Origin of the sequence: Bacillus sp. JJ1122 (genome assembly GCF_036964885.1) — a bacterium.
GTDB lineage: Bacteria > Bacillota > Bacilli > Bacillales > Cytobacillaceae > Mesobacillus.
In genome coordinates this window covers 158,621-183,684 of the sequence record NZ_JBALQL010000029.1, presented here as the reverse complement: position 1 = coordinate 183,684, position 25,064 = coordinate 158,621, and the positions used below count along the sequence as shown (strand labels likewise).

Annotated in this window: 22 protein-coding genes and 1 pseudogene; 12 read left to right on the top strand and 11 right to left on the bottom strand. The window is 43.3% G+C overall.

Annotated features, from left to right (window positions below; translation table 11 throughout):
• The first annotated feature begins 8 nt into the window (after nucleotides 1–8).
• Nucleotides 9–839, top strand: a complete 831-nt coding sequence (locus V7201_RS17875; RefSeq protein WP_335378111.1) for a CheR family methyltransferase — start codon at nucleotides 9–11, stop codon at nucleotides 837–839.
• 48 nt (nucleotides 840–887) lie between these two features.
• Here V7201_RS17875 and V7201_RS17870 read toward each other — a convergent pair whose 3' ends face one another.
• Nucleotides 888–2,030, bottom strand: coding sequence for a PP2C family protein-serine/threonine phosphatase (locus V7201_RS17870; protein WP_335378110.1), 1,143 nt, complete (start codon nucleotides 2,028–2,030; stop codon nucleotides 888–890).
• A 233-nt stretch (nucleotides 2,031–2,263) separates the two neighbouring features.
• Between V7201_RS17870 and V7201_RS17865 the strand changes: the two genes are divergently transcribed.
• From V7201_RS17865 to V7201_RS17855, 3 genes and pseudogenes are all read left to right on the top strand, one after another.
• Nucleotides 2,264–4,435, top strand: coding sequence for an EAL domain-containing protein (locus V7201_RS17865; protein ID WP_335378109.1), 2,172 nt, complete (start codon nucleotides 2,264–2,266; stop codon nucleotides 4,433–4,435).
• A 334-nt stretch (nucleotides 4,436–4,769) separates the two neighbouring features.
• Nucleotides 4,770–6,020 carry an MFS transporter gene (locus tag V7201_RS17860; protein WP_335378108.1) on the top strand — a complete coding sequence of 417 codons (1,251 nt, stop codon included), beginning with the start codon at nucleotides 4,770–4,772 and terminating at the stop codon, nucleotides 6,018–6,020.
• Nucleotides 6,021–6,187: 167 nt separating this feature from the next.
• A pseudogene (locus tag V7201_RS17855) lies at nucleotides 6,188–8,383 on the top strand (beta-propeller domain-containing protein).
• Between the two features lie 350 nt (nucleotides 8,384–8,733).
• Here the strand turns inward: V7201_RS17855 and V7201_RS17850 are convergent.
• From V7201_RS17850 to V7201_RS17840, 3 genes are all read right to left on the bottom strand, one after another.
• Nucleotides 8,734–10,080, bottom strand: a complete 1,347-nt coding sequence (locus tag V7201_RS17850) for a GntP family permease (RefSeq protein WP_335378107.1) — start codon at nucleotides 10,078–10,080, stop codon at nucleotides 8,734–8,736.
• Between the two features lie 121 nt (nucleotides 10,081–10,201).
• Nucleotides 10,202–11,737: a gluconokinase gene (gene gntK, locus V7201_RS17845; RefSeq protein WP_335378106.1), complete on the bottom strand. Its 1,536-nt coding sequence runs from the start codon at nucleotides 11,735–11,737 to the stop codon at nucleotides 10,202–10,204.
• On the bottom strand, nucleotides 11,730–12,458 hold the full coding sequence (locus tag V7201_RS17840) for a GntR family transcriptional regulator (RefSeq protein ID WP_335378105.1): 729 nt from the start codon (nucleotides 12,456–12,458) through the stop codon (nucleotides 11,730–11,732). Before V7201_RS17840 ends, gntK begins: the two co-directional genes overlap by 8 nt.
• A gap of 202 nt (nucleotides 12,459–12,660) precedes the next feature.
• Between V7201_RS17840 and V7201_RS17835 the strand changes: the two genes are divergently transcribed.
• From V7201_RS17835 to V7201_RS17825, 3 genes are all read left to right on the top strand, one after another.
• Complete coding sequence (locus tag V7201_RS17835) at nucleotides 12,661–13,446, top strand: arylamine N-acetyltransferase family protein (RefSeq protein WP_335378104.1); 786 nt, start codon at nucleotides 12,661–12,663, stop codon at nucleotides 13,444–13,446.
• A 97-nt stretch (nucleotides 13,447–13,543) separates the two neighbouring features.
• Nucleotides 13,544–14,314 (top strand): serine hydrolase, encoded by a 771-nt coding sequence (locus V7201_RS17830; protein WP_335378103.1) that lies wholly within the window; start codon nucleotides 13,544–13,546, stop codon nucleotides 14,312–14,314.
• Between the two features lie 31 nt (nucleotides 14,315–14,345).
• Nucleotides 14,346–15,077 (top strand): hypothetical protein, encoded by a 732-nt coding sequence (locus tag V7201_RS17825; RefSeq protein WP_335378102.1) that lies wholly within the window; start codon nucleotides 14,346–14,348, stop codon nucleotides 15,075–15,077.
• Nucleotides 15,078–15,166: 89 nt separating this feature from the next.
• Here V7201_RS17825 and V7201_RS17820 read toward each other — a convergent pair whose 3' ends face one another.
• Nucleotides 15,167–15,916 carry a L,D-transpeptidase family protein gene (locus tag V7201_RS17820; RefSeq protein WP_335378101.1) on the bottom strand — a complete coding sequence of 250 codons (750 nt, stop codon included), beginning with the start codon at nucleotides 15,914–15,916 and terminating at the stop codon, nucleotides 15,167–15,169.
• Nucleotides 15,917–16,243: 327 nt separating this feature from the next.
• Here V7201_RS17820 and V7201_RS17815 point away from each other — a divergent pair, with 327 nt between their 5' ends.
• The gene (locus V7201_RS17815) at nucleotides 16,244–17,050 is read left to right on the top strand and encodes an EcsC family protein (RefSeq protein ID WP_335378100.1); all 807 of its coding nucleotides are present in this window, start codon (nucleotides 16,244–16,246) and stop codon (nucleotides 17,048–17,050) included.
• Nucleotides 17,050–17,217, top strand: a complete 168-nt coding sequence (locus V7201_RS17810) for a hypothetical protein (RefSeq protein WP_335378099.1) — start codon at nucleotides 17,050–17,052, stop codon at nucleotides 17,215–17,217. Before V7201_RS17815 ends, V7201_RS17810 begins: the two co-directional genes overlap by 1 nt.
• Nucleotides 17,218–17,716: 499 nt before the next feature.
• Here the strand turns inward: V7201_RS17810 and V7201_RS17805 are convergent, their stop codons facing one another.
• The 6 genes from V7201_RS17805 to V7201_RS17780 all read right to left on the bottom strand — a co-directional run bounded on the left by V7201_RS17805 (nucleotide 17,717) and on the right by V7201_RS17780 (nucleotide 22,245).
• Entirely contained in the window at nucleotides 17,717–18,133 is a 417-nt protein-coding gene (locus V7201_RS17805; RefSeq protein ID WP_335378098.1) for a VOC family protein, read from the bottom strand.
• 211 nt (nucleotides 18,134–18,344) lie between these two features.
• On the bottom strand, nucleotides 18,345–18,641 hold the full coding sequence (locus V7201_RS17800; protein WP_335378097.1) for a putative quinol monooxygenase: 297 nt from the start codon (nucleotides 18,639–18,641) through the stop codon (nucleotides 18,345–18,347).
• Nucleotides 18,642–18,665: 24 nt separating this feature from the next.
• A complete protein-coding gene (locus V7201_RS17795; RefSeq protein WP_335378096.1) occupies nucleotides 18,666–19,301 on the bottom strand; it encodes a nitroreductase family protein in 636 nt (211 codons plus the stop codon).
• Nucleotides 19,302–19,336: 35 nt separating this feature from the next.
• Complete coding sequence (locus V7201_RS17790) at nucleotides 19,337–19,765, bottom strand: MarR family winged helix-turn-helix transcriptional regulator (protein ID WP_335378095.1); 429 nt, start codon at nucleotides 19,763–19,765, stop codon at nucleotides 19,337–19,339.
• Between the two features lie 212 nt (nucleotides 19,766–19,977).
• Entirely contained in the window at nucleotides 19,978–20,619 is a 642-nt protein-coding gene (locus V7201_RS17785) for a YcnI family copper-binding membrane protein (protein WP_335378094.1), read from the bottom strand.
• Between the two features lie 24 nt (nucleotides 20,620–20,643).
• Nucleotides 20,644–22,245, bottom strand: coding sequence for a copper resistance CopC/CopD family protein (locus tag V7201_RS17780; protein WP_335378093.1), 1,602 nt, complete (start codon nucleotides 22,243–22,245; stop codon nucleotides 20,644–20,646).
• A 262-nt stretch (nucleotides 22,246–22,507) separates the two neighbouring features.
• On the opposite strand from V7201_RS17780, the gene V7201_RS17775 reads away from it, so the two are divergent.
• The 3 genes from V7201_RS17775 to V7201_RS17765 are packed head-to-tail and all read left to right on the top strand — an operon-like array spanning nucleotide 22,508 to nucleotide 24,772.
• Entirely contained in the window at nucleotides 22,508–23,290 is a 783-nt protein-coding gene (locus V7201_RS17775) for an amino acid ABC transporter substrate-binding protein (RefSeq protein WP_335378092.1), read from the top strand.
• Nucleotides 23,291–23,350: 60 nt separating this feature from the next.
• Nucleotides 23,351–24,010 (top strand): amino acid ABC transporter permease, encoded by a 660-nt coding sequence (locus V7201_RS17770; protein ID WP_335378091.1) that lies wholly within the window; start codon nucleotides 23,351–23,353, stop codon nucleotides 24,008–24,010.
• Between the two features lie 15 nt (nucleotides 24,011–24,025).
• Complete coding sequence (locus V7201_RS17765; RefSeq protein WP_335378090.1) at nucleotides 24,026–24,772, top strand: amino acid ABC transporter ATP-binding protein; 747 nt, start codon at nucleotides 24,026–24,028, stop codon at nucleotides 24,770–24,772.
• The last annotated feature ends 292 nt before the right edge of the window (nucleotides 24,773–25,064 follow it).

Here is a 25,064-nt window from a genome sequence, read left to right as displayed (position 1 = left end):
GAAGAGGGATGAAGTTGAATAAGGAAGACTTAGAGCTCGAGTTGCTATTGCTCGCCATCTACCGTCTGTCAGGCTATGATTTCCGGAATTATATGCGTTCTTCGATCATGAGAAGAGCGCAATCCCGGATGAACGCGGAAAAACTGACAAGCATTACAATCCTTACGGAAAAAATTATCCATGATGAAAGGGTCCTGTCCGATATCCTGAAGGATTTTTCCATCAATGTAACGGAGATGTTCAGGGACCCAGACTTTTTTAAAGCGCTTCGTGAGGAAGTGATCCCGCTGTTAAAGGACCTTCCTGAAATCCGCATCTGGCATGCGGGCTGCTCGACTGGCGAGGAAGTGTACTCGATGGCGATTTTAATCGAGGAAGAGGGACTGGCGGACAGGACGAAGATTTATGCGACGGATATGAATGAAACCGTCCTGAAAAAAGCACAGACAGGAACGATGCCGCTCAACAAAATGCAGTCATATACGAAAAACTATATTTCTGCTGGCGGGAAGAAGTCATTCTCCGAGTATTACGCTGCGGATTGTGAAGCTGCCTATTTGAATGATTCGCTGAAGAAAAATATGGTGTTTGCGCAGCATAATTTAGTGACCGATGGTTCTCTCAATGAGTTCCATCTCATCATTTGCCGCAATGTCCTGATTTACTTTAATCAGCAGTTGCAGCAGCAGGTGTTTCGCCTGTTCGATGCAAGTCTCAGCCATGGCGGTTTCCTTGGCCTCGGCACAAAGGAATCGGCCCGCACAGACCAGGGCTTCCTGGAAGCATTCAATATAAAAGAAAAGATTTACCGGAAAAAAAGCAGAAATCCTGTTGTCTAGGATTTCTGTTTTTTATTTCATATGTTTAAGTCGCTTGAATCTTCACAATTAAGTCGCCTGGATCAACACAATGCACATATCGTCTGTTCCAGCCTCTTTTTGCTCCGGTGTCAGGATTAAGTCGAGCGGTTCGACTTCTTTTCCACATTCTAATAGCTTATGGGAAATGCTTTTTAAAAATTCTGTGCCGGTCTGTTCGTATTTATCAATCGCTTCATGGACACCGTCCGTACAGATGAGCAGCTGAAGCGATTGCGAATAAGTGACCGTTTTCTTATTCGTCTGGATGTCCGGGAAAAAGCCGACTGCGCATGTGTTGCTTTTCAGTTCGACGACATGGCTGCCATCGATTAAGGCATGTCCGGTAGGGTGCCCGGCGTTTATGTACTCGATTTTTCGCTGGGATGTGTCCAGCATGATATAAATCGCAGTGAAATAATATGGTATTTTTTGATTGTGCTGATTCAGGGAGTTCATCCATCTGTTCAGTTCCCCAATTACATATTCCGGATCCGGATTCGAACGGATCGCGTCACGAAGTACTGAGGAGATGAACATGCAGACAAGTGAAGAAGATATCCCGTGTCCCATCATGTCCAGCTGGATCGCCGCGTAACGATTTTCATCGATTTTATGCCAATAATAGAGATCCCCTGCAAGCTTGAAGGCCGGAAGATAGGATGCTTTGATCAGGAGATTGTCCTTATACACCGGTTCACTAAGCAAGCTCGTCTGCACCTGCATGGAAAGCTCAAGCTCATTAACGATTTTCTCTTCCTGCTTCTTATGCCAGTCTTTTTCATATTTCAGCCTTAGAGCCACCCTGATTCGCGCCAGCAGCTCGGTCTTATTGATCGGCTTCATCAAATAATCCATCCCGCCAGCATCAAGCGCTTCAACGACCTTTGCTGAGTCCTCCAAAGCCGTAACAAAAATGACAGGGATGTCCTTTATATGGGGGATTTGCTGGAGCCGCCTGCATGCGTCGATCCCGTCCACCTCAGGCATCATAATATCCATCAGAATACAATCAACCTGCTCAGCGACGATATAGGGATTGTCCGACTCCAGGTACCCAAACAGATCATGTGCTGAAGTAAATGAAAGAAGGTCTGTGTAGCCAGCCCTATTCAAAAGTTTTTCAATCACAAATAAATTTGCTTCATTGTCATCAACAATCAAAATCCCCATTATGTAATACCCCTCTACTCTCATTCAACTACTCACCTTAAATTAAATAACATATTTATATACCCAACAAGAAATTGGCTTAAACATTTTTTTACATCATGCAACGTGTTCTGAACGACCGCTCATTTTGTAAGGATATTCCATTGAAAACCGGGTCTTTTTACCCGATATATATGGATATAAGTGTAAAATTGAACCTGTGAAATGGTTTTGGATGGATTGGTGGTTTCTAAATGCATGCTGATTTAACTGGCAGTTTTAATATAGGTGTATATAAATCGTTGTTTGAATACAATCATGATGCTTGTTATGCGGTGGATCTGGATGGGAATTTTATTTTATTCAATGAAGAGGCTGTGGCTATTACGGGTTATTCGCCACAAGAAGCTTTTGGGATGAATTTTGTTTCGATCATTCATGAGGATTATCTGGAGGATACGATTGAGCACTTTCGGCGGGTAACAGGTGGGGTTCGCGAGCGGTTCGAAACGGTGATTGTAAAAAAGAACAGCGGCGAGCGGGCCGATATACTCCTGACTGTTGTTCCGATTACGGCTAAAGGTAAAATCATTGGAGCGGTAGGATGTGCACAGGATGTCACGAAACAGAAGGAGCTTGAGGCGCTGTTAAGCGGGCAGAATCAGATTTTGGAGATGATCGCGAAGGGGGCTTCATTTCGGGAGGTTCTGAACAATATCATTCTATGGATCGAGAGGTTCATGAATGGGGCACGCAGCTCGATAATGATTGCCGATCAAGATGGGAACAGGCTGGTGCATGGTTCGTCGCCAAGCCTGCCGGATAAGTATAATGCAGCTGTAAATGGCATCCCGATTGGACCATCAGTAGGCTCCTGTGGGACGGCTGCGTATTTAAGGCGTTCCGTCACCGTTACAGATATTGGGACAGATCCTCTATGGGCAGATTATCGTGATTTAGCGTTATCCTGCGGTTTAAAGGCCTGCTGGTCCTCTCCACTTTTTGATGATGATCAACGAGTAATCGGGACGTTTGGTCTGTATTATGACCATTCAAGCTCTCCGCGTGAAAAAGATATGCAAACAATCCAAAAAGCAACGGACCTTACAAGTCTGGCGATCCAGCATTACCGGGCAAAAGAGAAAATCAACTTCATGGCCTACCATGATGCATTAACCGGTCTGCCAAATCGAAGGCTATTTGACCAGAGAGTCCAGGAGGCGCTAGGTGAAACCATGGTTCGTGCAGGGGAAAAGCTTTGCTTAATGTTCCTCGATCTGGATCGTTTTAAAATCGTCAACGATTCTTTCGGCCATATGATGGGAGATAAGCTTTTAAAATATGTTTCTCAAAAACTGAAAAAATGTATTGGGCAGGAAGTGCTCATTTCGAGACAGGGAGGGGATGAGTTTGCTATCCTCCTGGAGCATACATCGCGGGAAGAAGCGGAAGTGATTGCGCAGCAGATTCTTAAATCCATGTCTGAAGTCTTTTTAGTTGATGGAACAGAAATTTACATGACAACCAGTGTAGGAATGAGTTTTTTTCCAGATGACGGGGAAGAGCTGGGTATTTTGTTAAGCAAAGCAGATGTAGCAATGTATCAAGCGAAGAAGCAAGGCAGAAACAATTATCAAACCTATGATATTATGCTTGATAAGAAGTCGCTTGAAAAACTGCAGATAGAAAATGAATTGAGAAAAGCACTGTGGCGCAATGAATTTGAGCTGCACTACCAGCCGATCTTCAATTTGTGTAAGAACAAAATAATTGGAGCAGAGGCATTGCTGCGCTGGAAGAATGAAAAGTGCGGGAATGTGCCACCTCAAAAATTCATTCCGATTGCCGAAGAAACTGGTTTGATCGTGCCAATTGGAGAATGGGTATTAAAGACGGCGCTGCTCCAGCTCAAGCGCTGGCATTCAAGTGGGCTGAAGCCATTAACGATTTCGGTGAATTTATCGATCCGCCAATTTTACCAGCCGAATCTCATTCAAATGATTCGTGAGGCGCTGGATGAAACGGGAGTCAATCCCCAGTGCTTGACGATTGAAGTTACGGAAAGTATGACCATGGATGTCGAATCCGCCAGCTTCATTCTTCATGAGTTGAAAAAGCTTGGAGTAAATATCTCGATCGATGATTTTGGAACAGGCTACAGCTCACTGAACTACCTGAAGAGATTACCAATTGATTATTTAAAAATCGACCGCTCCTTCATTCAGGATATCGCTGAAAACAAAAGTGATGAAAACATCGCGACAACCATCATCCTGATGGCCCATAACCTGGGACTATCCGTCATCGCCGAAGGAGTCGAGACAGAAGAACAATTAGCGCTCTTGAAACAGCACCGCTGCAATGAAGCACAAGGATACCTATTCAGCAAACCAGTCCCTGCCGAACAATTCCCGAAACATCGGTGAACATAGGGACGGTTCTCATGTTCCTTTTGGACACAAGAACCGTCCCCATGTTCCGACCCATGTTCCGATACCCCGTATGTTATTGATTTACATTTTGTTATCAGGTAGTATTAGGATACTAATTGACGGAAGGGTGACCAAGGGGCGATGATCAAATAATCCTTATTGAGAAAATTTTTCGTAATGGGAATTTGATACGAGCATTTTCTGGATAGGATTAGTCTTGCCTTTTGGGAACAAATTTTTGTAATAGAACTTCCTTTTACAGGTGTGTTCTGTTCTTTTGTTATCAAAATGAAGCTTCCTGTCCAGAAATGGAATAGGAGGTTTTTTAATGTCAGAAGTAGTAAGTGAACAAAAATTAGGCATGGGTGCATTGTTTCAAAATCAGGTAATCAGGACGATTTTAATATCCGTGTTATTTCTTCAGATCGGGATTTGGGTACGAAACTATTCAATCCTTTTATATGTAATTGAAAAAACAAATGAAAATCCGGTTGCGGTTTCGATGATTTCGGTAGCTGAGTTCGCGCCAATCTTTCTGTTTTCTTTTATCGGCGGGACGTTTGCTGACAGATGGCGGCCAAAGCGGACGATGATCTGGTGTGATTTGTTAAGTGCGGTATCCGTGTTTGTCGTATTGCTCACCTTATTTTTTGGGAGCTGGAAAGTGATTTTCTTTGCGACGCTCGTGTCGTCCATCCTTTCACAGTTTTCACAGCCGGCGGGGATGAAGCTATTTAAACTTTATGTACCGGCTGAGCTTGTTCAAATGGGTATGTCTATGTACCAGACGGTTTTTGCCTTATTTATGATCCTGGGTCCGGTGCTCGGAACGTTTGTATACGAGCAATTTGGCATTATGGCAGCAGTCGCTGTCATGGGTGTCGCGTTCCTATGCTCGGCAGCTGTCCTGCTGATGCTGCCGGCAGACCCAAAAACGGTGGAAGAAAAGCGGGAAACATCCTTGATGGAGGAAATGAAGGATGGCTTCCGTTACGTATTGAACAGCAAGCACTTATCCTTGCTGGGTGGAACGTTTATGGCGGCAGGCCTCGCGATTGGTTTGACGCAGCCGCTTGGCGTATTTTTAATAACGGAAAGACTGGATCTGCCCAAGGAAAATCTTCAGTGGCTGATGGCGGCATTTGGAATCGGGATGATTCTCGGAGGCGGTATTACCGTGGGGATCTCAAGAAAGGTATCACCGCAAATCCTGCTGGCGATCGGCTTGACAGCTAGCGCAATCGGTTTTGTCGGAATGGGAATGTCAACGGCTTTCTGGCTGACCTTGACCGCACAGTTTTTCTCTGGCTTGTTCATGCCGTGCATTCATATTGGAATCAACACCATGATATTGCAAAATACCGAAGAGGCCTTCATCGGAAGGGTCAATGGCATTTTGAACCCGGTCTTCATGGGAGCCATGATCATCACCATGTCAGCGTCTGGATGGATTAAATCACATTTATCTATCGTGTATATGTATGAAGCTTCAGCAGTGCTGCTGCTGGTTGGGATATTGATACTGTTACCATTGATGAAAAAAGAAACCCCAGCCGCTCAGTTAAAGAGTGAAATATAATTTTGAGGCGTACGGATATTGATCTGTACGTTTTTTTTTGTTCTCTTGCTGGATATTTTACATGATCTGTACACCTTTTTTGTACCACCGCTGAATAATCTACTTGTTTTTTAAAATTGTGCTGAAACGCTTGCAAGGAAAGTTCGTCTAATCTTGCAGGAGGGATTATGATGAAAAAATGGTGGATTTTAGGAAGTGTCTTGATTTTAACACTCGCGGGATTGGCTTTCGTTTCTTTTTCTAAATTGAAGGTTGTAAATGCCTGGGAGGGAGACGAGAAGCCGATTGTATTGACGAATAAGGTGTGGAAGGTTCAATTTTCCGAGAAAATCTCAGAAAAGAGCCTTAAATCCAGCCTCATTTATGTCACGAATGACCAAGGCGAGAAGCTGGAGAATACCTTATCCCTTAGTGACGATCAAAAATCCATCTATATCAATCCCCCGGAAAACGGGTACAATCCTCGTTCCGAACTTTACACGCTTCATTTTAATAAAGGAATTGAATCTGCGTTGGGGAGAAATTTGCTCACTTCCCGCTCTATGCAATTTATTGTAAAGGAAAGTCTGCCTGTTGTTGGCTCACAGGAAAAGCTGGCAGGTTATTTTGAAGAAATTTTGAAGGAACAAAAGAAGGCCCGGCGCTGGTTTGAGGAAACAGCTACGAAAGATGGGGCTAAGAGTGATTCTTCTGCCGAAGCAGATAAATCTTCCTCTGCGAATGATGTATCGGAAACAAACGTCCAGGTTCAGGGAGTGGATGAGGCCGATATCGTAAAAACAGACGGAAAGCACATTTTCCAGGCTGAACAAAATAAGGTCAGGATTATCAAAGCAGGCGCTGGCGGGCAGATGGGACTGCTCGCTACGATTGCATACAAGGAATCCTTTTCGCCAAACCAGCTTTTTCTAGAGGGAGGTCAGTTGGTGGTAATCGGCTATCAATACCACAATTTTCAAAGATCCTATGAGGAGATTGCGAAAGATACAAAGATTGCCCCGATGATGCAGTCGACAAAAGTCATTATTTACAATGTGGAAAATCCTGCAAAACCTGCGCAGATAAGAGAGATTGAGCTGGAAGGCTCCTATGTCTCCTCGAGAAAGGTGGACGATGTCGTTTATTTGATCTCCAATCACTATCCAGATTTTTGGCTATTGGAGAAAAACAGGAAGATCGATATCCGGCCAAAGTATTCGGACTCAGCAGTTGGGGGAAAGGAAAAAAAGGTCAGCTATGATGATATTCGCTATTTTCCAGATTCAGGGGAACCTAATTATACGATGATTGCCGCGTTCGATCTTGCCCAGCCTGAAAAAGAAGCCGCGATCACTACGTATTTGGGTAGTGGAAATCAAATCTATATGTCAAAGGAAAATCTTTATCTCGCCGTCCAGAAACAAACCGAACAGCCGATGGATGAAAGGGGCGTCATCGCACCCGATACGGATATCCACAAATTCACGATCAACGGCATGAAGGTGAGTCATCATAGTTCAACGACGGTTCCAGGAATGGTGCTAAATCAGTTTTCAATGGATGAGCATAACGATTATTTCCGGCTTGTGACGACCAAAGGGTACGCATGGGATGAATCCAAGCCGTCTTCCAACCAACTCTATATTTTAGATAAAAGTCTTAAGCTTGCCGGTAAAATTGAAGGACTTGCGCGAGGGGAGAGGATTTACTCCGCAAGGTTCATGGGCGACCGCATCTATATGGTCACCTTCAAGGAAACAGACCCGCTGTTTGTGATCGAAGCAAGCGACCCTAGAAACCCGAAGGTCCTTGGCGAATTAAAGATTCCGGGCTTCAGCAATTACCTCCATCCATATGATGAAAACCATATTATCGGGTTTGGGCAGGATACGATGATCGTTGCCGATAAGGGGACCAATTCAGGCACGCGCATTCTCACCAATGGAGTCAAGATTTCGCTTTTTGATGTCAGCGACATGTCCAACCCAAAGGAGAAATTCACGGAAACCATCGGTGGAAGAGGAACTTACTCCCCGCTGAATTATGACCATAAGGCACTGCTTTTTAATAAAAAGAAGAACCTGTTCGCCTTCCCAATCACCGTCTATCAAAATAGTGACAAAAATTAATACGAACAAATCTTTGAATATCAGGGTGCCTATATCTACAACATTGACCCTGCAACCGGATTTAAGCTGAAGTCAAAAATCACCCATATCAACGGACAAATGCCGGTCTATGAGGAATACGACAGCAGCATCCAGCGCCTACTCTATATCGGTGACACCCTGTACGCATTGTCGCCAGCTAAAATCACAAGCTATGATTTGAAAACGAATGTGAAGCTTGGGGAGCTGGGGTTCGGTGTGGGGATAAACAAATAATGCTTAGATAGAGAGGATTCTTTGGGCAGGATCTTCTCTTTTTCTATTTATTAGGGATTCCTTCTTGAGGTAGTGCATCGTGGAGCAAGAACAGAGGTAAAGCTTGCTGCGAATTTATGTTTATTTCAATAAATCTTGTTCCTATTGGAACACCAGTCAGCTAGATTTCCCGATCTGAATTGTTCCAATGCTCCATTATTGGAACAACTAGCTATTTGATCCCCCGGCCAATTCTTCAAAATTAATTTAATCAAACGTTTGATTAAATTGTAAAAATGCTTTAGGAACACGAGAACCGTCCCCATGTTCCAAAAAAAGGTCAGTCCCGAATGAAGGGACTGACCTTTTTTTTATACGAACAAGCTTAGCAATAGGATGAATCCTAATCCTGCTACGGAGATGATTGTCTCGAGCAATGTCCATGTTGCGAATGTTTCTTTCATGCTTAGGCCGAAGTATTCTTTGAACATCCAGAAGCCTGCGTCGTTTACGTGGGAAGCGATCAAGCTTCCTGCGCCTGTTGCCAGTACGACTAGTGCAAGGTTAACGTCTGTCTGGCCAAGCATTGGAATGACTAATCCAGCAGTTGTTAATGCCGCAACTGTGGCAGATCCAAGCGAGATACGCAGGATGGCTGCGATGATCCAGGCGAGCAGGATTGGTGATAATGAAGTTCCTTTGAATAGTTCAGCTACATAGTCACCTACGCCGCCGTCGATCAAGACTTGCTTGAAGGCACCGCCGCCGCCGATGATCAGAAGCATCATGCCGATGTGTGAGATGGCTGTAGTACAAGAGTCCATAACCGTTTTGATCGGAATTTTACGAGCAAGGCCCATTGTGTAGATGGCTACCAGCAATGAGATCAGCATCGCTGTTCCTGCTTCTCCGATGAAGCGGATTCCCATAAGTAAACTATTATCTTCAAAACCTAGTGTTTTTTGAAGCAAAGTGATGATTGTTGCGATAGACATTAAAATTACAGGTAAAAGTGCTGTGAAAACGCTGATTCCGAAACCAGGTGTTTCTTCAAGCTTGAATGTTTTTTGCTCACCTAGAGAAGCGATGTTTCCTGTTTTGTTGAAAGATTCTGGTACAAGTTTTTTCGCAAGTTTCGTGAAAACTGGTCCAGCCAGGAATACAGTTGGAATGGCAATGATGAAACCATAAAGCAATACTTCACCAATGTTTGCACCATACTCACCAGCGATAACTGTTGGTCCTGGGTGAGGAGGCAGGAAGCCGTGTGTTACGGATAACGCGGCAGTCATTGGAATACCAAGGTATAAAATAGAAATCTTCAATTCTTTTGAAATTGCGAATACGATTGGAATTAATAGAACTAAACCTACTTCGAAGAATAGAGCAACACCGATAATGAATGAAGCAGCAACGACTGCCCATTGAATGTTCTTTTCACCAAATTTGTTTACGAGTGTCATAGCGATCCGCTGGGCACCGCCTGAATCTGCGATCAATTTACCAAGCATCGCGCCAAGTCCGAAGATTAACGCCAGGTGGCCGAGCGTTCCGCCCAAACCAGCTTCAATTGTTTTAACGATGACATCTAAAGGCATTCCAAGTGCTAAAGCTACACCGAATGAAACGATAATTAATGAAACGAATGTGTTAAGCTTTAAGCCCATAATGAGTAAAAGTAAAGCTAAGATACCAACTGCAACAATTACCAATGGCATTGTCATTTCCCCCTAATTGTATTTATTATATTTTTCCCGCAAGAAGCGGGGCATTCCCCTTGTAAAATAAAGCGCTAACATTTCTTAGTAAGGGGATAAAAAATTATCCCCAGAGGGAAGCTTATTTGATCAAGCTTCTCTGATAGTTTGCGATTCTTGAATAATCTTTTTCCAAAGCTCTGGATAAGCTGATGAAGATTGGAACCAGCTGTCTGTATTCTTTAGCAGCATCTTCATTAGGTGTGTGTTTGTGAGTGCTGCCGATCATGTCGGAAACGACTTCAAATGAATCGATTTTCCCTGTTGCATATAGGCCCAAAATACAAGCGCCCAAGCATGAGCTTTCATAGCTTTCAGGTACGACTACATCTGTGTCGAATATATCGGACATCATTTGGCGCCACACTTCTGATCGTGCGAAACCGCCTGTTGCCTGGATTCGCGTCACTGGCTCTTTCATCGCTTCCGTTAGTGCTAAAAATACTGTATATAAGTTGAAAATAACTCCCTCAAGTGCTGCGCGAATCATATGCTCTTTTTTATGAGACATCGTCAGTCCGAAGAATGATCCGCGAACATCAGGGTTCCATAATGGTGCACGCTCGCCGGCAAGGTAAGGGTGGAATAGCAATCCCTCAGCTCCAGGTCTGACGCGTTCAGCAATTCTCGTTAATACATCGTATGGATCGATGCCAAGCCGTTTGGCTGTCTCCACCTCGGAAGCGGCAAATTCATCACGGATCCAGCGAAGGACCATTCCGCCATTATTGACAGGGCCGCCGATGACCCAGTGCTTTTCCGTCAAGGCGTAGCAGAAGATACGTCCCTTTGCATCAGTTTGCGGCTCGTCGATGATTGTGCGGATCGCGCCGCTTGTTCCGATGGTGACGGCAATTTCGCCTTTGCCGATCGCATTGACACCAAGGTTTGAAAGGACCCCATCACTTGCGCCGATGACGAAAGGTGTTTGCGGGTCGATGCCGATCTGCTTCGCTACTTCTGGATTGCAGTTTGTGAAGATTTCTGTTGTTGGGACAAGCTTCGATAATTGATCGCTGCTGACTCCTGCAATTTTTAAGGCCTCTTCATCCCAATCCAGATTCTTGAGATTCATCATGCCCATCGCAGAGGCGAGAGAGTGATCGACGACATATTGATCAAAGAACTTTTTGAAGATGTATTCTTTGATTCCGATATATTTTTTCGCTTTAGAGGCGATTTCAGGAAGTTCATTCACGATCCAGGCAATTTTGCTCAAAGGTGCCATCGGATGAATCGGCGTTCCTGTTCTTTTATAGATTTCATGCCCATTCAGTTCATCTTTGATTTTATGGGCCCATGCTTCACTGCGGTTATCCGCCCAGGTGATGCATGGAGTCAGCGGCTGGTCATTTTCATCAATGGCGATGACACTGTGCATCGCACTGCTGAAGGAAATGAAACTCAGCTTTTTTTGAGAGTGATGCTTCGTGATTTTTGTGATGGCGGTTAATACTGCCATGTAAATCTCGTCAGGGTCTTGTTCTGCAGTTGAAATGTCCGGCGTGTAAAGCGGGTAGCCGATATTCTCCTGCTGGATGACTTCACCTTTTTCGCTGAATAAAACAGCTTTCGTACTCGTTGTACCGATGTCGATCCCTAACATATAGCTAGTCATTTTTTTCAACTCCCCTGGAAAGCGTTTGCTGCGATATCCAAAGGTCTTCAACTTTACCTTGAACATCATCAAAATTTTGGTGTAAGGATTTAATCATCAGGTCACGATTCTTCGTTTTGATGGCTTCAATGTATAGTTCATGATTATCGATAATGCGCTGGAAGTCTTCGTATTTTTCCTCGATCCGTGTGCGCATCGATAAAAGAATGAAAGCTTCCATTACAGGCTTCGTGTTATCCCAGATCATCCTGATGTAGGAATGGCTGATGGCACGGATGATCGTTTCGTGGAATAAAATATCCTGCAAACTGAACTCGTCCGCATCCTTGTATTTGATGGCGATTTTCATCATCTCAAGGATTTTGCTAAGCTCCATTACCAGTTCAGTTGTATCTATTTTTATCAGTCGTTCAAAAACAAAAGATTCAATCAGCAAGCGGACATCATAAATCTCTTCGATATCCTTTTCCGTCAGGCCGATGACGACAGCACCCATTCGTTCCAGACGAATCAGATTTTCAGTCGAGAGAATTTTCAGCGCCTCACGGATCGGTGAGCGGCTAACATTAAATTCAGCAGCAAGCTTATTTTCTGACAGGATGGCACCGCTTTCAATCATGCCTGAAATAATCTGCATTCTCAGCTCGCTCGCAACACGGTCACCAGTCGAAGCCTTCGAAAGCCATTTTTGAGGATAAAGAAAATCCTTCTTTTCACTCATTTATTACACCTTCTTATTAATCAAGTATACTTGTATACAAGTATATTAAATCGGATTCAATAAAATTGCAAGCGTTTTCTCGAAAAACATAGGGGACGGTTCTCGTGTTCTAATTTGGAACACGAGAACCGTCCCCATGTACTTATTTTGTTCCACGTGTGGGGATATTATTTTAAAATGGTAGTGGATAGGGGGCTTTTATATGAAGGATTTAAATTATTTATTCCGTCAGCGGATTGGGTTTTCTGAGGATGAGCAGATCACTTTGGATAACCTGGATAAAGTTCTTGAGCGGACTGCGGCGGCGATTCCGTTTGAAAACCTTTGTGTGATTGCTGGGGATGACAGTGTCTTAAGTGAAGACACTCTAATGGATAAAATTTTTAAGCGGAATGAAGGCGGGCTTTGCTATGAATTAAATGGCATCCTTTATCTCTTTTTAAAGGAAAATGGTTTTGATGTTCAATTAATTCGTGGGGCGGTGTATGTTTCGGAAAAAGCAACCTTCAGTCCAACAGGAAGTACACATGCGGCCATTATACTGACTCATGAAGGTGAGAGGTACATAGTGGATACCGGTTTCGGCGGGAATCTGCCTTTAAAGCCAGTTCCAATGGATGGAACGGATATCAGCACTCCAGCCGGGGAGTTCCGGGTGGTAAAAGAGGATAGCCCGTATGGAGATTATTTTCTCGAAATGAAGCTGAAGCACAAAGACACGGAATGGAGAAAAGGGTATGCGCTGGATTCTTTGCATCCAGTAAAAGAGGTTGGCAGTTTAACGGGGGTGAAGAAAATCATTACGGAACACCCTCAGTCGCCTTTCAACAAGAAGCCGTTGCTCACAAGGGTGACTGCTGATGGAAACATGATCTTGACCGACACCAGTTTTACCTATTGGAAGGATGGGCAGATGGTGAAAGAAGAAATTAGTGCTGAGACATTTAAGACACTGGCAATGGAACATTTTAAGATAAAAACAGATTAGCTGCCTGCACCGGGCAGTTTTTTTGTTCGTTTAAAAAGGTTTATTTTACCAAATGGGAGAATAGGTATGTATATAAAAATTCATGCGGGGTTGTTAAATGGAAAGTGTAATTGAAAAGCTGAAAGAGATCCAAACTGGCGAAGTGGGAATCTCTATTTATTCCGAATCAACCAGGGAAATGATCTGTTCATGGAACAGTGGACTAATCGTACCGCTTGCTTCGGCTGCGAAAGTGGGGATTGGCTTCTGTATAGCGAAGTGGGTTGAAGAGGAAGAAATTAACTGGAATGACCTTGTTGAACCTATTCGGTTTAATCCTAATGAAGATTCTGACGAAATTTATCCGCACTTACAGAATAGAAACAGTTTGATGCTGCGCGATGCTGTTGAAGTGATGATCGCCTGTCACGATCGTTTTGTTGCGAATGCAGTTGTTCGATTTTGCGGTGGATGGGAGAAGGTTAACGAGAGTATCCAATCTTATTTTATCCATATGAATATTACCGAAGAACCAAGGGACCCGGATAATCTCGGGAAGCTGAGTGAAATGCTGGAACTGATGCGTCTGATCTTTCATGGTTATAGAAATGACCCTGAGTTATGGAAACCAATCATCAATGGTTTGGTGAGGCAGCGTGATGAGATAGAAGGGATTCCTGCCCGCCACCTGAATCATATGACTGGTGGATTAGAAAATGTCGCTGTTGATATCGGGATTTTAGGAGATTTTTCAAAAGAACCGATTCTGTATGTGCTGGGGGCCCGGAATCTACTTAACCGGTATAAGGAAAAAGCAGCTGATGAAAAAATGCATGAGGCTATGAGATTGCTATACGAGGAATATAAGTATTTTTCCTGTGAAAAATAGCAGCCTGCATGAAAGGGCGGATGGGATATAGATGCTAGAAGTCACTGATCGCTTTTATAAATGGATAAAAGAAGGAACAGATCGGATTGATTCTTCAGCAGATTGGAAGGGGAATTTAGTTTCTCACTGTATTCCCAAAAGGTACAGTGCATATTGTAAAATCATGCATCCAATGCGGCGGTACAGGAAAATTAAAGATGAACGCCTATTGTGGAGTGAAGCAGGTGAGAGTGAACCACATGAATTTGATATGGGTGAAAAAATCACCTATATGGCGCTGGCTCAAAAATATCATTTGAACTACACAAAAGAGATGAGCACTCACACATTTCTTCGCTATTTTGGCGGGAGTATGCCGAGATACCTAATCGCCCCAGATGAAGGTGAAATGGAAAGCAGCATGGTTAAGGAAATGGTAGAGATTCTGAAGCCTTTTACTGAAGAAAATAAAGTCTACTTCTGTTATTCACTGTTAAAAATTATTCAATGGAAACAGGACCAGCTGGTATATCGAGGGAATCTGGAGGACGTTTTAACTTTGTGTACCAAAGAAGAACTAAATGGTTCCCCAACTTATTGGTGGCCAGAGGATAAAAGCTGGTGTGTCTGCACAGATTATGATCTGGATTTCACCATAGTTGGCGGAAGCGATGAGCTCATTAAGCGGATTCTTTTAAATAAAGAACTAGAATCCATTGAAGTGGAATCTCATACAAGAATTGATTACCGAGCGGATGAAAATAATCTGCCGCAAAAAAAATAAGCTCGAATTATTTCGGTCAGATCAAACACAGAAGCCTGGAAAAAGAAAAGGCAGCCATCAATGCGATGGTTGCCTTATTTTAAGCTACTTTATTTCATTCCCAGTGCCTTTTTGGTGGCCGGTCCGACTACTCCGTCGGCCTTAAGTTTTTTGGATTTTTGGAATTGCTTGACGGCTGCTTCTGTAGCTGATCCGAATATTCCGTCGATCCCCTTGGTGCTATAACCTTTGTTTGTGAGGGTCTGCTGTAATTTCCTGACTTCATCACCCTTCATGCCCTTTTTCAGGACAGAACTTGAAGGAACGGTGGATACTGGAACAGATGCCTCGCCTGTAACCTTATAGCCATTAGCGGCTGCAATGGAAGTGAAGGACTTATTCGTAGTAGTGATGATCACAGGAGTATTTACTTTTACTTGCTTAAAAAGCCATTCCACTTCCTCATCGTACATTCTGATGCAGCCGGCACTCACATATCCGCCGATTGATTTAGGATTATTGTTGCCGTGAATCGCATAAGTTGTTCCCCATGTCCCTTTCGCGTTCAGCCCAAGCCACCGGTTGCCAAGAGGATTCCTTGGGTCGCCGCCGGGTATATTCCCGCTGTAATATGGGCGGTTCACAATTTTGTTCACGATTTTGAACTTGCCCTCCGGTGTATAAGAAGGTTTCCGGCCAGTACCTACTTTGAACGTTTTGATCAGTTTGTTATTTTGATAAAAAGCCAGTTGATTGTTTGACTTATTGATAATAATAATATCCCCGCCTGCAGCCATTGCTGGTGCCTCAAAGAACACCATGGATACAAGTAGCATCATACAGATCATAATTTTTTTCATTTTCCATCCCCCTTGAGCTAAAAACTGTTTAACTTTTACAGGCACGACCCCTGGTGGCGTGCATGATTAAAAAGTTTTTACACTCTTATAAACGTAGTTCTTTCATAATAGTTACATAATTTACCCTTATTTGGTAAAAATTTATTTCTTGTTTTTATGACAAAAGAATTGTGTTTTTGTCGATATTTGGAATAAGTATGGATACTTTTTTACTAGCAGGACCTAATAAAAGATGAACATCATTTAAGAGGTATGAATGTGAAATGAAACCTTCCAGTCTAGTTAAACGTTAATATAAGTATCAATTTTGACAGGTGGAGGAAATGCATGGAGACTAGAGAGCAGTTGTTAAGTGAGCTGAGTGTGATTGAAAAGTGGGAGAAGGATCAGAAGGGGTTATGGTTTTGGGAGAAGCTGACCCGACTGCCTTTTAAAATGCTGGACCGGTTTACGCCAAAGTTCATTCAGGAGAAGGTAGGCAGTTTGCTTGATGAGCTTGGGAGCTTTATTCAGAATGGCGGACAGTATTTGTCGAGTGAACAGTCGGTGTTCCAATTTATCGAAAAAAAGACCGGCCGGGAAATCAAAGAGCTGGCGGATCTTCAGGGTGTTCCTGTGGAGGAAATGAAGAAGGTGAGCTTCGAGTTGGGGGAACAGCGGAAGAAGGCAGCTACGATTCAGGGTGCAAGCACAGGCATCGGCGGCATTTTTACGCTGGCGATTGATATACCAGCAGTGCTGGCCATTTCCTTAAAAACACTCCAGGAAATCGCGATGATTCATGGCTACGACCCGAAGGATAAGAAAGAAAGGGTATTTATCATCAAATGCCTGCAATACTCTTCGGCTGATGTCGTCGGGAAACAGGCGATATTAAATGAACTTTCCGATTTTAACAATGAAAACCGGTCCCGTGAAGTGATCTCACAGCTTCAAGGCTGGCGCGAGGTGACGTTAGCCTACACAGAATCCTTTGGCTGGAAAAAGCTTCTCCAGATGGTACCCGTAGCCGGGATTGTGTTTGGGGCATTTGCCAACCGATCGATGGTGAGTGATTTAGCAGAAACAGGGACGATGCTTTATCAGAAGAGAAGGATTTTGGAGCGGCTGGATAGTGATTCTGGGGAGAGATAATGAGTGTTACGAAAATGACCAGGCTTGAATGGTTCGCCTGGTCATTTTTCTATTTTTATTATGCACAATATTTCTCACTTCAATCTGTTCGAGTGTTGATGAGAAGCGCTGCGAGAACAACTCACCTCGATTTTTCACTCGCGAGTGGTGATTATGAGACTTATTAGAACCGTACAACACGTTTATTCACTCGCGAAAGGTCATAAGGAGCCTTGTTATGACTGTTCAACTCGCTTATTCTCCCGCGAGTGGGCATAAGGAGGTTTATAATGACTGTTCAACTCGCTTATTCTCCCGCGAGTGGTCATAAGGAGCCTTGTCATGACCGTTCAACTCATTTATTCACTCGCGAAAGGTCATAAGGAGCCTTGTTATGACTGTTCAACTCGTTTATTTTCCCGCGAGTGGTCATAAGGAGCCTTATCATGACCGTTCAACTCATTTATTTTCCCGCGAGTGGTCATAAGGAGGCATATAATGACCGTTCAACTCATTTATTTTCTCGCGAAAGGTCATAAGGAGGCATATAATGACCGTTCAACTCTTTTAGACTTTCGTGAATGGTCATGAGCAGCCTTACGACAACAAGTCTTATTTTTTTCTCGCGCGAGTGGTGATGAGAACCCCTCCGAGAAAAATCCTCACTCCTTTTTCACCCGCCAATGGTCATCCAATCCCATTTGTATTTTGCAGAACAATTCTCCAGCCATCCGGGTCCGCAATTGTTACACCGGCTTTTTTCCAATAAGGGTTTTCTGGTTCAACTTCTGGATATCCCAAATGATTTAGCCGTTTTACGATGGCATCGCGCGCATCTTTTTCTGGTATATAGAAAACGAGTAAGTTATCTTCCGTTGGCGCAGGGCAGGGACTGCCGTTTTCATGCTGAGTGAATTCCAAGTGATATCCTACTTCCGGAAGCCCCAGCATCACTCCGTCATAGCCATCATGCTTTTCAAACCTGCCAACTACTTTCAGCCCAACACCATAACTGTAAAATTCAACTACCTTATCCAGTTGATCCGTCGGACGAGCAATTCTGAACTGGACAACAGGAAGCTTCTCAGACCATTTCTCTTTCATAACAGCAACTCCATCTCCTTCAAATCGTATGTTAGTTCCATTATATAGTTTGAAGGACACCGCATAATCAATAATAGGAATGAAAGAATCTCATACTTTTGATGTAGCAGAGTGGGGACATGGGAGATTCTCCAAGGCAATATGAAAAATCTGCGTTCACATAGAAAATGCCTGTCCTCAGGATGATGAAAATGGGGACAGGCACTTTTGTTTATTTTACGATAGGCTCGGCATTAAATAGTTTCACATCAGCCGGGGCTGCCATGAATTGAGGAGCTTTTGTCATGAAGTTAGTGAAGTGTTCGGCTTGATTATGTTTCTGGACGGCATCCATGTCCTTCCATAATTCCATCATTGTATATGAGCCGGCTTTTTCGCTGTCCTTTAAAAGGTCATAGGAAATGTTGCCTTCTTCTGCTCTTGAAGCTTCAACCAATGATTGGACTTCTTTGAGGAACTCGTTTTCTTGATCTGCTTTTACCTGAAAACCTGCATGTATAATAATCATGATTCATTTCTCCTCGTCTCTAGTTTATTTCCACTCTGTTATTACATCTAAAGGCAAGCGGACAGATGGATAGCCCTGGTCAGCGGCTTTGCCGATGGAGATCAGCATGACAGGGTAAAAACGATGCTTGTCCAGATCAAATGCTTCGGCAATACGGTCTTTTTCATATCCGCCAATCGGGTTCGTATCATAGCCGTGTGCGCGGGCCGCGAGCATCAGCTGCATAGAAACGAGACCTGCATCAATAAGGAACATTTCTTTTTTCTGCTCATCTGTCATCGTTTTGACAAGGCCGCTGATTGCCGGAACCTGCTGGTCTCTTACCTCCGCTGGCATAAATCCTTTTTCCACGGCAGTATTATAAATGGTTTCCAAATACTCCTCGCTCTTCATGTCAACGAATACGGCAATGACAGCAGCAGAGGATGCGACTTGTCTTTGATTGAATTTTGCCAATGGAGCCAGCGTTTCTTTACCCTCATTAGAATCAATCACGACAAAACGCCATGGCTGCAAATTAACAGATGAAGGAGCTAAAGTGGCTTCCTCGAGGATTTCAGCCATTTCATCTTTGCTGATTTTTACAGTCGGGTCATAATTCCTGATGGAACGTCGTCCTGTGAGGATTTCTTTAAAGTCGTTAAGTTTTAGTTTATTCATGGTGTACACTCCTTTTTGATTCTCATGATGTGTGGTTAAATCTCTTCTATATTCTCCTGAATGCGGGTTAGTATATCGAGAAGTTTGGAACTTTCCTCTTCTGAAAAACCCTTTAGGACATTGGTTATGAACCGTTGTTTCTCCTCGCAGTAGGCCGCCACTTTCCGTTTTCCCTCATCGGTAAGCTGCACATAGGTGAAACGGTTATCCTCAGGGTATTTCCTGCGGATGACCATCCCGTTTTCTTCAAGCTGCTTGAGATGCCTCGTTACGGCAGCATGATCGATATTCACCTTTTTCTGAAGGGCCCTCTGGGTGATTTCCTCTGCCAAAAAAAGTTCCCTTAGGATCTCAAGCCGGGATTGGCTGATGCCAGTACAGCGTTCAAACTTAGACGTTAACTTTTTATTTAACTCAAACATCCGTTGAAAGATTAATTCTTCGTCCTTGCTGCATTCATACAAATACAACCGCCGCCTTTAAATGATTGATAGGTCAATTGTTGATACATCAACTAATATAATACGCTTTTAATGGGATGTCAAATGGTAGAACTTAGGGACGGTTCTCCTGTTTCACTTTCAGCTAGTACACGAGAACAGTCCCCATGTTTTACCCCTTTTTTAGTTAAGTAAAAAGGCAAGAGAATCAAATTCCCTTGCCTGAATGGTTTTATTTACCCTCTTTTTCTCAAAGAAATTACCAATGACAACAATCCTGCGAACAAAGCTACAATGGAAAGGTAAAGTGGGACATTGCTTACTTCTGCGTCATCTGCATGGTCATCAGCTGCATCGTGATCCTTTGGAGTATCAGTTGTAGTACCTCCATGTCCATGATCTGAAGATCCATCAGCTGGATTCACTACAGTCACAGAAGCTGGCTTATCTGCATCAGGTGCACCAACCCATTCAACTACACTGCCATCGCTGTAGGTTTGATAAGCTTTCCAGACAATTTCCTTCGCGTCATCCCCAACTTTTCCTTGCATGTTAAATTGGCCAAATTCAGTTGATGATTGACCTTTTCCTTCGGTTGTCCACGTAACACTCGTGATTTTTCCAGTATCGTCTTTTTGAACTTCGTATGTCCAGCCTGGTTTAGGCTCAAAGCGAGTAACATTCACATCTTCGGAAAATTTAACTTGGACTTTCGTTGTTTGAACCTCTTCATTTTCGGATGGAACACGGACAGTGAATACTTCATATTTCCCTTGTGATGTTTCCTGTGGCTGAACGTTTACATGCGCGCTTGCCGCACCAACAAAAAGAGTAATCGCACCAATCATTGAAATGGTGAATGTTAAAAGTTTTTTCATTTTAAAATCTCCTATATTTTCATTTTAATAAACAATGAAATCCTTATGGAATACCTTCTCATTGTCGTCTGAATCTACAATTCTAAGCTCGGCAGTCCAATTTCCTTCCAGCGGCAGATAGGTACCATTGATCTTGTATTGAACATTATTGGACTGATCGATTTCGGAAAAAGGCACTTGAATCGGTTCGATTTCCGTGTTGTCTTTATAGATCAGGAATAGCTCGATCCGTTTAATCTCAATTTCTTCTTGATGCGAATTTGCTGTGACTTTGAAATGATTGTACCCAGGTGTCTTTGGTGAGATCGACGTTGTAAAATCAATGTAACGATCTTGATTTTTCCATTCCAATGGTTCGTTTTCCGGAAGTGGATTCAAGTGCGTCAATACCCCAACAATTCCTAAAATGAGGATCATCACACTAAAATCGATTTTTACCAAGCTTGAGATCGGGTCTTCCTTTTTCTTTTTCATCGTATGGCGTAAAAGTGCACCAATGACGAATACAAGCAGAACGAAGGCGATTTTAACCAAAAGCAATTTTCCCCATAGTGCATGGAGCAGATAATTCAGCTGCGGCAAGAAGATTAATGTGTAAGCTATTCCCGTTACAATCAGGATCAGGATGCTGATTAAGGCAACCTGCGAAAAGAATGGAAGGAATTGTCTAACGTGTTCCCTCTGCTTTTTCCAGTAGGTTAGAATATACAGCAGGCCTCCTGCCCAAATGGCGGCTCCAAGTAAATGGACGACATCCAATTGAAGCGACATCGAGCGAATTTCCGGTTCAAAGGCTGCAGCATGTCCGTTAAAACTCTTTGCCGCCAGTATCATCAATACCCACACTAAATCAACCGCTTTGAAACGAAGCAGGAGCGGAAACCCTGCTAGAGACAATAGCACAGTAGCGACCAGGGAAATCCCGACTGTTGTGCCTGTTAAAGTCGACCCGATTTCGGTCAGTGTCCAGCGATCAAGTAATTCTGACAATTGTACGAATCCCAATCCAACTGTGGTTATGAAGAGCGCAATTTGTAAATGAATGGCTCTCTGTCTAAAAGTGGACTTGATTTCTTCCTTTTCTAAATTATGTATGGTCCCCCATACAATCCAGCCAGTCGTCAGGATTAAGGCCATGTAAAAAAGAATTCTCACCAGCGATGTAAAAATAGTAAAACCAGCTGAACTCTCTTGTTTTTCTAACACAAGTTGGTTTATATCCCTTTTAAAGACCGTTTCTTCCCCTATGGAGACGACATAAGAACTCTTTACCGGATGGCCATCCGCTGATATTACACTATAGGATATAACATAATTTCCGTCAGGCAGGTCAGGCAAAGATTGGTGCATGGATTTTTGATTTTTACTCATCTTTGTTTTTCCATTGCCGACTTTTTCCCCATTTTCGTTAAAAACCTTAATCGAATACAGTTCGTTTTCAAGTCTTTCATCGAATGACAGAACGATTTCCTTCGGCGGGGTTTTTAATTCACTATCCGGGGCAGGCTCAGCCATTTTTAGCGACGCGTGGGCAAAAACTTCTTGCGGCACCATGAAAATGAAAAATAGAGAACATATAATGAAAAGATTTCGTATGGCAGTTCGCTTGCTAACGATAAATATCACCTACCTCTTAAAAATCCACATACCCTATAGTGTATCATTTATAGCTTTAAAGAATCAATTAAACATTTATGGAAAAATCACGTCCGCGCTTATTTTACTGGTCAAGTAGGGGAATAAACTTCCATAGCACCGTCAATTATTTTATTAAAATATCATATTGAAATAAGCAATATTCTGGTGTTATAATGTGATAGCGTGATAACATGCTAATATGGTAACGTACTAAAGTGTTTATAATTTTAATAAAAGGTGGTCATCATAGATGAAACGTTTTGCAACTATGCTTATTTTAGTAGCATCAGTATTGGCGATTTTTACAGGCTGCTCGAATTCTTCTGAAAAAGAGAACAGCGACGACAAAGCACTTGTGATCGGAATCGATGATAAATTTGCTCCAATGGGATTCCGCGATAAAGATAATGAGATTGTCGGTTTTGATATTGACTACGCTCGCGCTGCGGCAGAAAAAATGGGGAAAGAAGTGAAATTCCAGCCAATCGACTGGCAGACAAAAGAAGCTGAGCTTAGCAGCGGCAGGATTGATTTGATCTGGAACGGGTACACGATCACAGATGAGCGTAAGAAAAAGGTGCTTTTCACAAAGCCTTACTTGAAAAATGCACAGGTAGTTGTCACACTTGCTGATTCAAAGCTTGCTAAACTTGATGATTTAGAAGGCAAGGTTGTCGGCTTGCAATCTCTTTCTTCCGCTTCAGACGCGCTTGACGCTTCTCCTGTAAAAGAAAAGGTCAAAACCGTTACGGAGTTCTCTGACAATGTACAAGCTCTATCAGACTTGAAGAGCGGCCGAATTGATGCCGTGATTATCGATGAAATCGTCATCGACTATTACATGACGAAAGAGAAGGAATCATTCAAGGTTCTGGATGAATCTCTTGCTCCTGAAGAATACGGTATTGGTGTTAAAAAAGGAAACGAAGAATTACTTGAAAAGCTGCAAAAAGCGCTTGATGAAATGAATGAAGATGGAACAGCCGCTAAAATCTCTGAAAAATGGTTCGGTGAAGATAAAGTATTGAAGTAAATATAAGGAAAAGCAGGGTTTCCACCAGGAAGCCTGTTTTGCTTTTGGAGGAATCTTTCTATGTCTTTTGATTACATTACATCCATACTTGGGCCAATGCTTGAAGGAGCGCAGATGACCATTCTGCTTTTCGTGATCGCGATTGTGTTATCGATTCCGCTCGGATTCCTGCTGACGCTCGCTGTTAAAAGCGACTTCAAGCTTTTATCATGGCTGGCTCAAGCCTATATATACGTGATGAGGGGAACCCCTCTGTTATTGCAATTATTATTTATTACCTTCGGGCTTCCGATGATTCCGGTCATTGGTGAATATTTTGTTCTCGACCGATTTGTCGCTGCCAGCTTAGGTTTTGTCCTGAACTATGCTGCTTACTTCGCAGAAATTTTTCGAGGCGGCCTTCTTGCCATTGATAAAGGGCAATACGAAGCATCTAAAGTGCTTGGATTGAGTAAATGGCAGACAACAACGAAAATCATTTTGCCGCAAATGTTCCGTGTCGCACTGCCGGCAGTGGCGAATGAATCTGTGACCCTCGTTAAAGACACAGCCTTGCTTTACGCAGTCGCAGTACCGGAATTGCTGCACTTTGCGCAGACTGCCGTAAACCGCGATTTTACGATCGTGCCGTTTTTCGTTGCGGGCTTGATTTATCTGATTATGACGCTTGTTTTAACATTGGTATTTAGATGGATTGAACGACGTTTCAAATTTGAATAAGAAGGATTGGTTAAGATGGCAATCATAGAAGTATCCAACCTTAAGAAGTCATTTGGGACGCTCGAAGTCCTGAAAAATATAACGTTTAATGTGGAAAAAAATGAAGTGGTAGCAGTCATCGGGCCATCCGGTTCAGGGAAGAGCACGATGCTCCGCAGCCTGGTGCACCTTGAGGAAATAAACGGTGGAAGCATCAAGGTATCGGATGAGTACTTGGTTAACGATGGCGTGTACGCGAAGCCGCAGGATTTGAAGAGAATCACCTCGAAAATGGGGATGGTCTTCCAGCACTTCAATCTGTTCCCGCATTTGACCGTCAAGGAAAATCTGGAGCTGCCGCCGCGCCTCGTCAAGAAAGAACCAGCAGCCGTCATCCAGGAGCGCAGTGCTGATTTATTAAATAAAATCGGGCTGACGAATTGGGCAGGTGCCTTTCCTGCCAACCTGTCAGGCGGACAAAAACAAAGGGTAGCCATTGCAAGGGCACTGATGATGAATCCCGAAATCCTCTTGTTCGACGAGCCAACGTCCGCATTGGATCCTGAACTGACAGGCGAAGTGCTGCAGGTCATGAAAGACTTGGCAGAAGAGCAAATGACCATGGTCGTCGTCACCCACGAGATGGGCTTCGCCAGAGAAGTCGCCGACCGAGTCGTCTTCATGGACAACGGCGAAATCATCGAATCCGGCCACCCATTAGAACTGTTCACAAATCCAAAGAACGAACGCACAAAAGCCTTTTTAAATAAAAGTTACAAATAGAACGAAGAGCTTAATCCATATGTGGATTAGGCTCTTTTTTGGTACATGGGGACGTTTCTTGTGCTTCCTTTTTTAAGTGAGCCTGTGTGTGCATGGGGACGGTTCTTATGCTTCCATTTATAGGTGGGCCGGAAAACTTTATTTTGTAAATGGGTGTGGTAATGGAGTTGGCGACTCATGACAATTCAGAGAGGTGAAAAGCCCGTGAGTATATATGATAGAGGTGTTCATGACCATTCAGAGTGGAAAAAATCGAGTGAGTGGTTATGAGAGGGGCGCTCATGACCATTCA

What these genes read in the sequence shown, in the direction of transcription:
- V7201_RS17810 (WP_335378099.1), top strand. Translation starts at nt 17,050, where the DNA reads ATGAGTGTTACGAAAATGACCAGGCTTGAATGGTTCGCCTGGTCATTT.
- V7201_RS17840 (WP_335378105.1), bottom strand. Translation starts at nt 12,458, where the DNA reads ATGAGTGAAAAGAAGGATTTTCTTTATCCTCAAAAATGGCTTTCGAAG.
- V7201_RS17860 (WP_335378108.1), top strand. Translation starts at nt 4,770, where the DNA reads ATGTCAGAAGTAGTAAGTGAACAAAAATTAGGCATGGGTGCATTGTTT.
- V7201_RS17795 (WP_335378096.1), bottom strand. Translation starts at nt 19,301, where the DNA reads ATGAATAAACTAAAACTTAACGACTTTAAAGAAATCCTCACAGGACGA.
- V7201_RS17835 (WP_335378104.1), top strand. Translation starts at nt 12,661, where the DNA reads ATGAAGGATTTAAATTATTTATTCCGTCAGCGGATTGGGTTTTCTGAG.
- V7201_RS17870 (WP_335378110.1), bottom strand. Translation starts at nt 2,030, where the DNA reads ATGGGGATTTTGATTGTTGATGACAATGAAGCAAATTTATTTGTGATT.
- V7201_RS17815 (WP_335378100.1), top strand. Translation starts at nt 16,244, where the DNA reads ATGGAGACTAGAGAGCAGTTGTTAAGTGAGCTGAGTGTGATTGAAAAG.
- V7201_RS17805 (WP_335378098.1), bottom strand. Translation starts at nt 18,133, where the DNA reads ATGAAAGAGAAATGGTCTGAGAAGCTTCCTGTTGTCCAGTTCAGAATT.
- V7201_RS17865 (WP_335378109.1), top strand. Translation starts at nt 2,264, where the DNA reads ATGCATGCTGATTTAACTGGCAGTTTTAATATAGGTGTATATAAATCG.
- V7201_RS17825 (WP_335378102.1), top strand. Translation starts at nt 14,346, where the DNA reads ATGCTAGAAGTCACTGATCGCTTTTATAAATGGATAAAAGAAGGAACA.
- V7201_RS17850 (WP_335378107.1), bottom strand. Translation starts at nt 10,080, where the DNA reads ATGCCATTGGTAATTGTTGCAGTTGGTATCTTAGCTTTACTTTTACTC.
- V7201_RS17765 (WP_335378090.1), top strand. Translation starts at nt 24,026, where the DNA reads ATGGCAATCATAGAAGTATCCAACCTTAAGAAGTCATTTGGGACGCTC.
- V7201_RS17830 (WP_335378103.1), top strand. Translation starts at nt 13,544, where the DNA reads ATGGAAAGTGTAATTGAAAAGCTGAAAGAGATCCAAACTGGCGAAGTG.
- V7201_RS17775 (WP_335378092.1), top strand. Translation starts at nt 22,508, where the DNA reads ATGAAACGTTTTGCAACTATGCTTATTTTAGTAGCATCAGTATTGGCG.
- gntK (WP_335378106.1), bottom strand. Translation starts at nt 11,737, where the DNA reads ATGACTAGCTATATGTTAGGGATCGACATCGGTACAACGAGTACGAAA.
- V7201_RS17785 (WP_335378094.1), bottom strand. Translation starts at nt 20,619, where the DNA reads ATGAAAAAACTTTTAACATTCACCATTTCAATGATTGGTGCGATTACT.
- V7201_RS17770 (WP_335378091.1), top strand. Translation starts at nt 23,351, where the DNA reads ATGTCTTTTGATTACATTACATCCATACTTGGGCCAATGCTTGAAGGA.
- V7201_RS17800 (WP_335378097.1), bottom strand. Translation starts at nt 18,641, where the DNA reads ATGATTATTATACATGCAGGTTTTCAGGTAAAAGCAGATCAAGAAAAC.
- V7201_RS17820 (WP_335378101.1), bottom strand. Translation starts at nt 15,916, where the DNA reads ATGAAAAAAATTATGATCTGTATGATGCTACTTGTATCCATGGTGTTC.
- V7201_RS17875 (WP_335378111.1), top strand. Translation starts at nt 9, where the DNA reads ATGAAGTTGAATAAGGAAGACTTAGAGCTCGAGTTGCTATTGCTCGCC.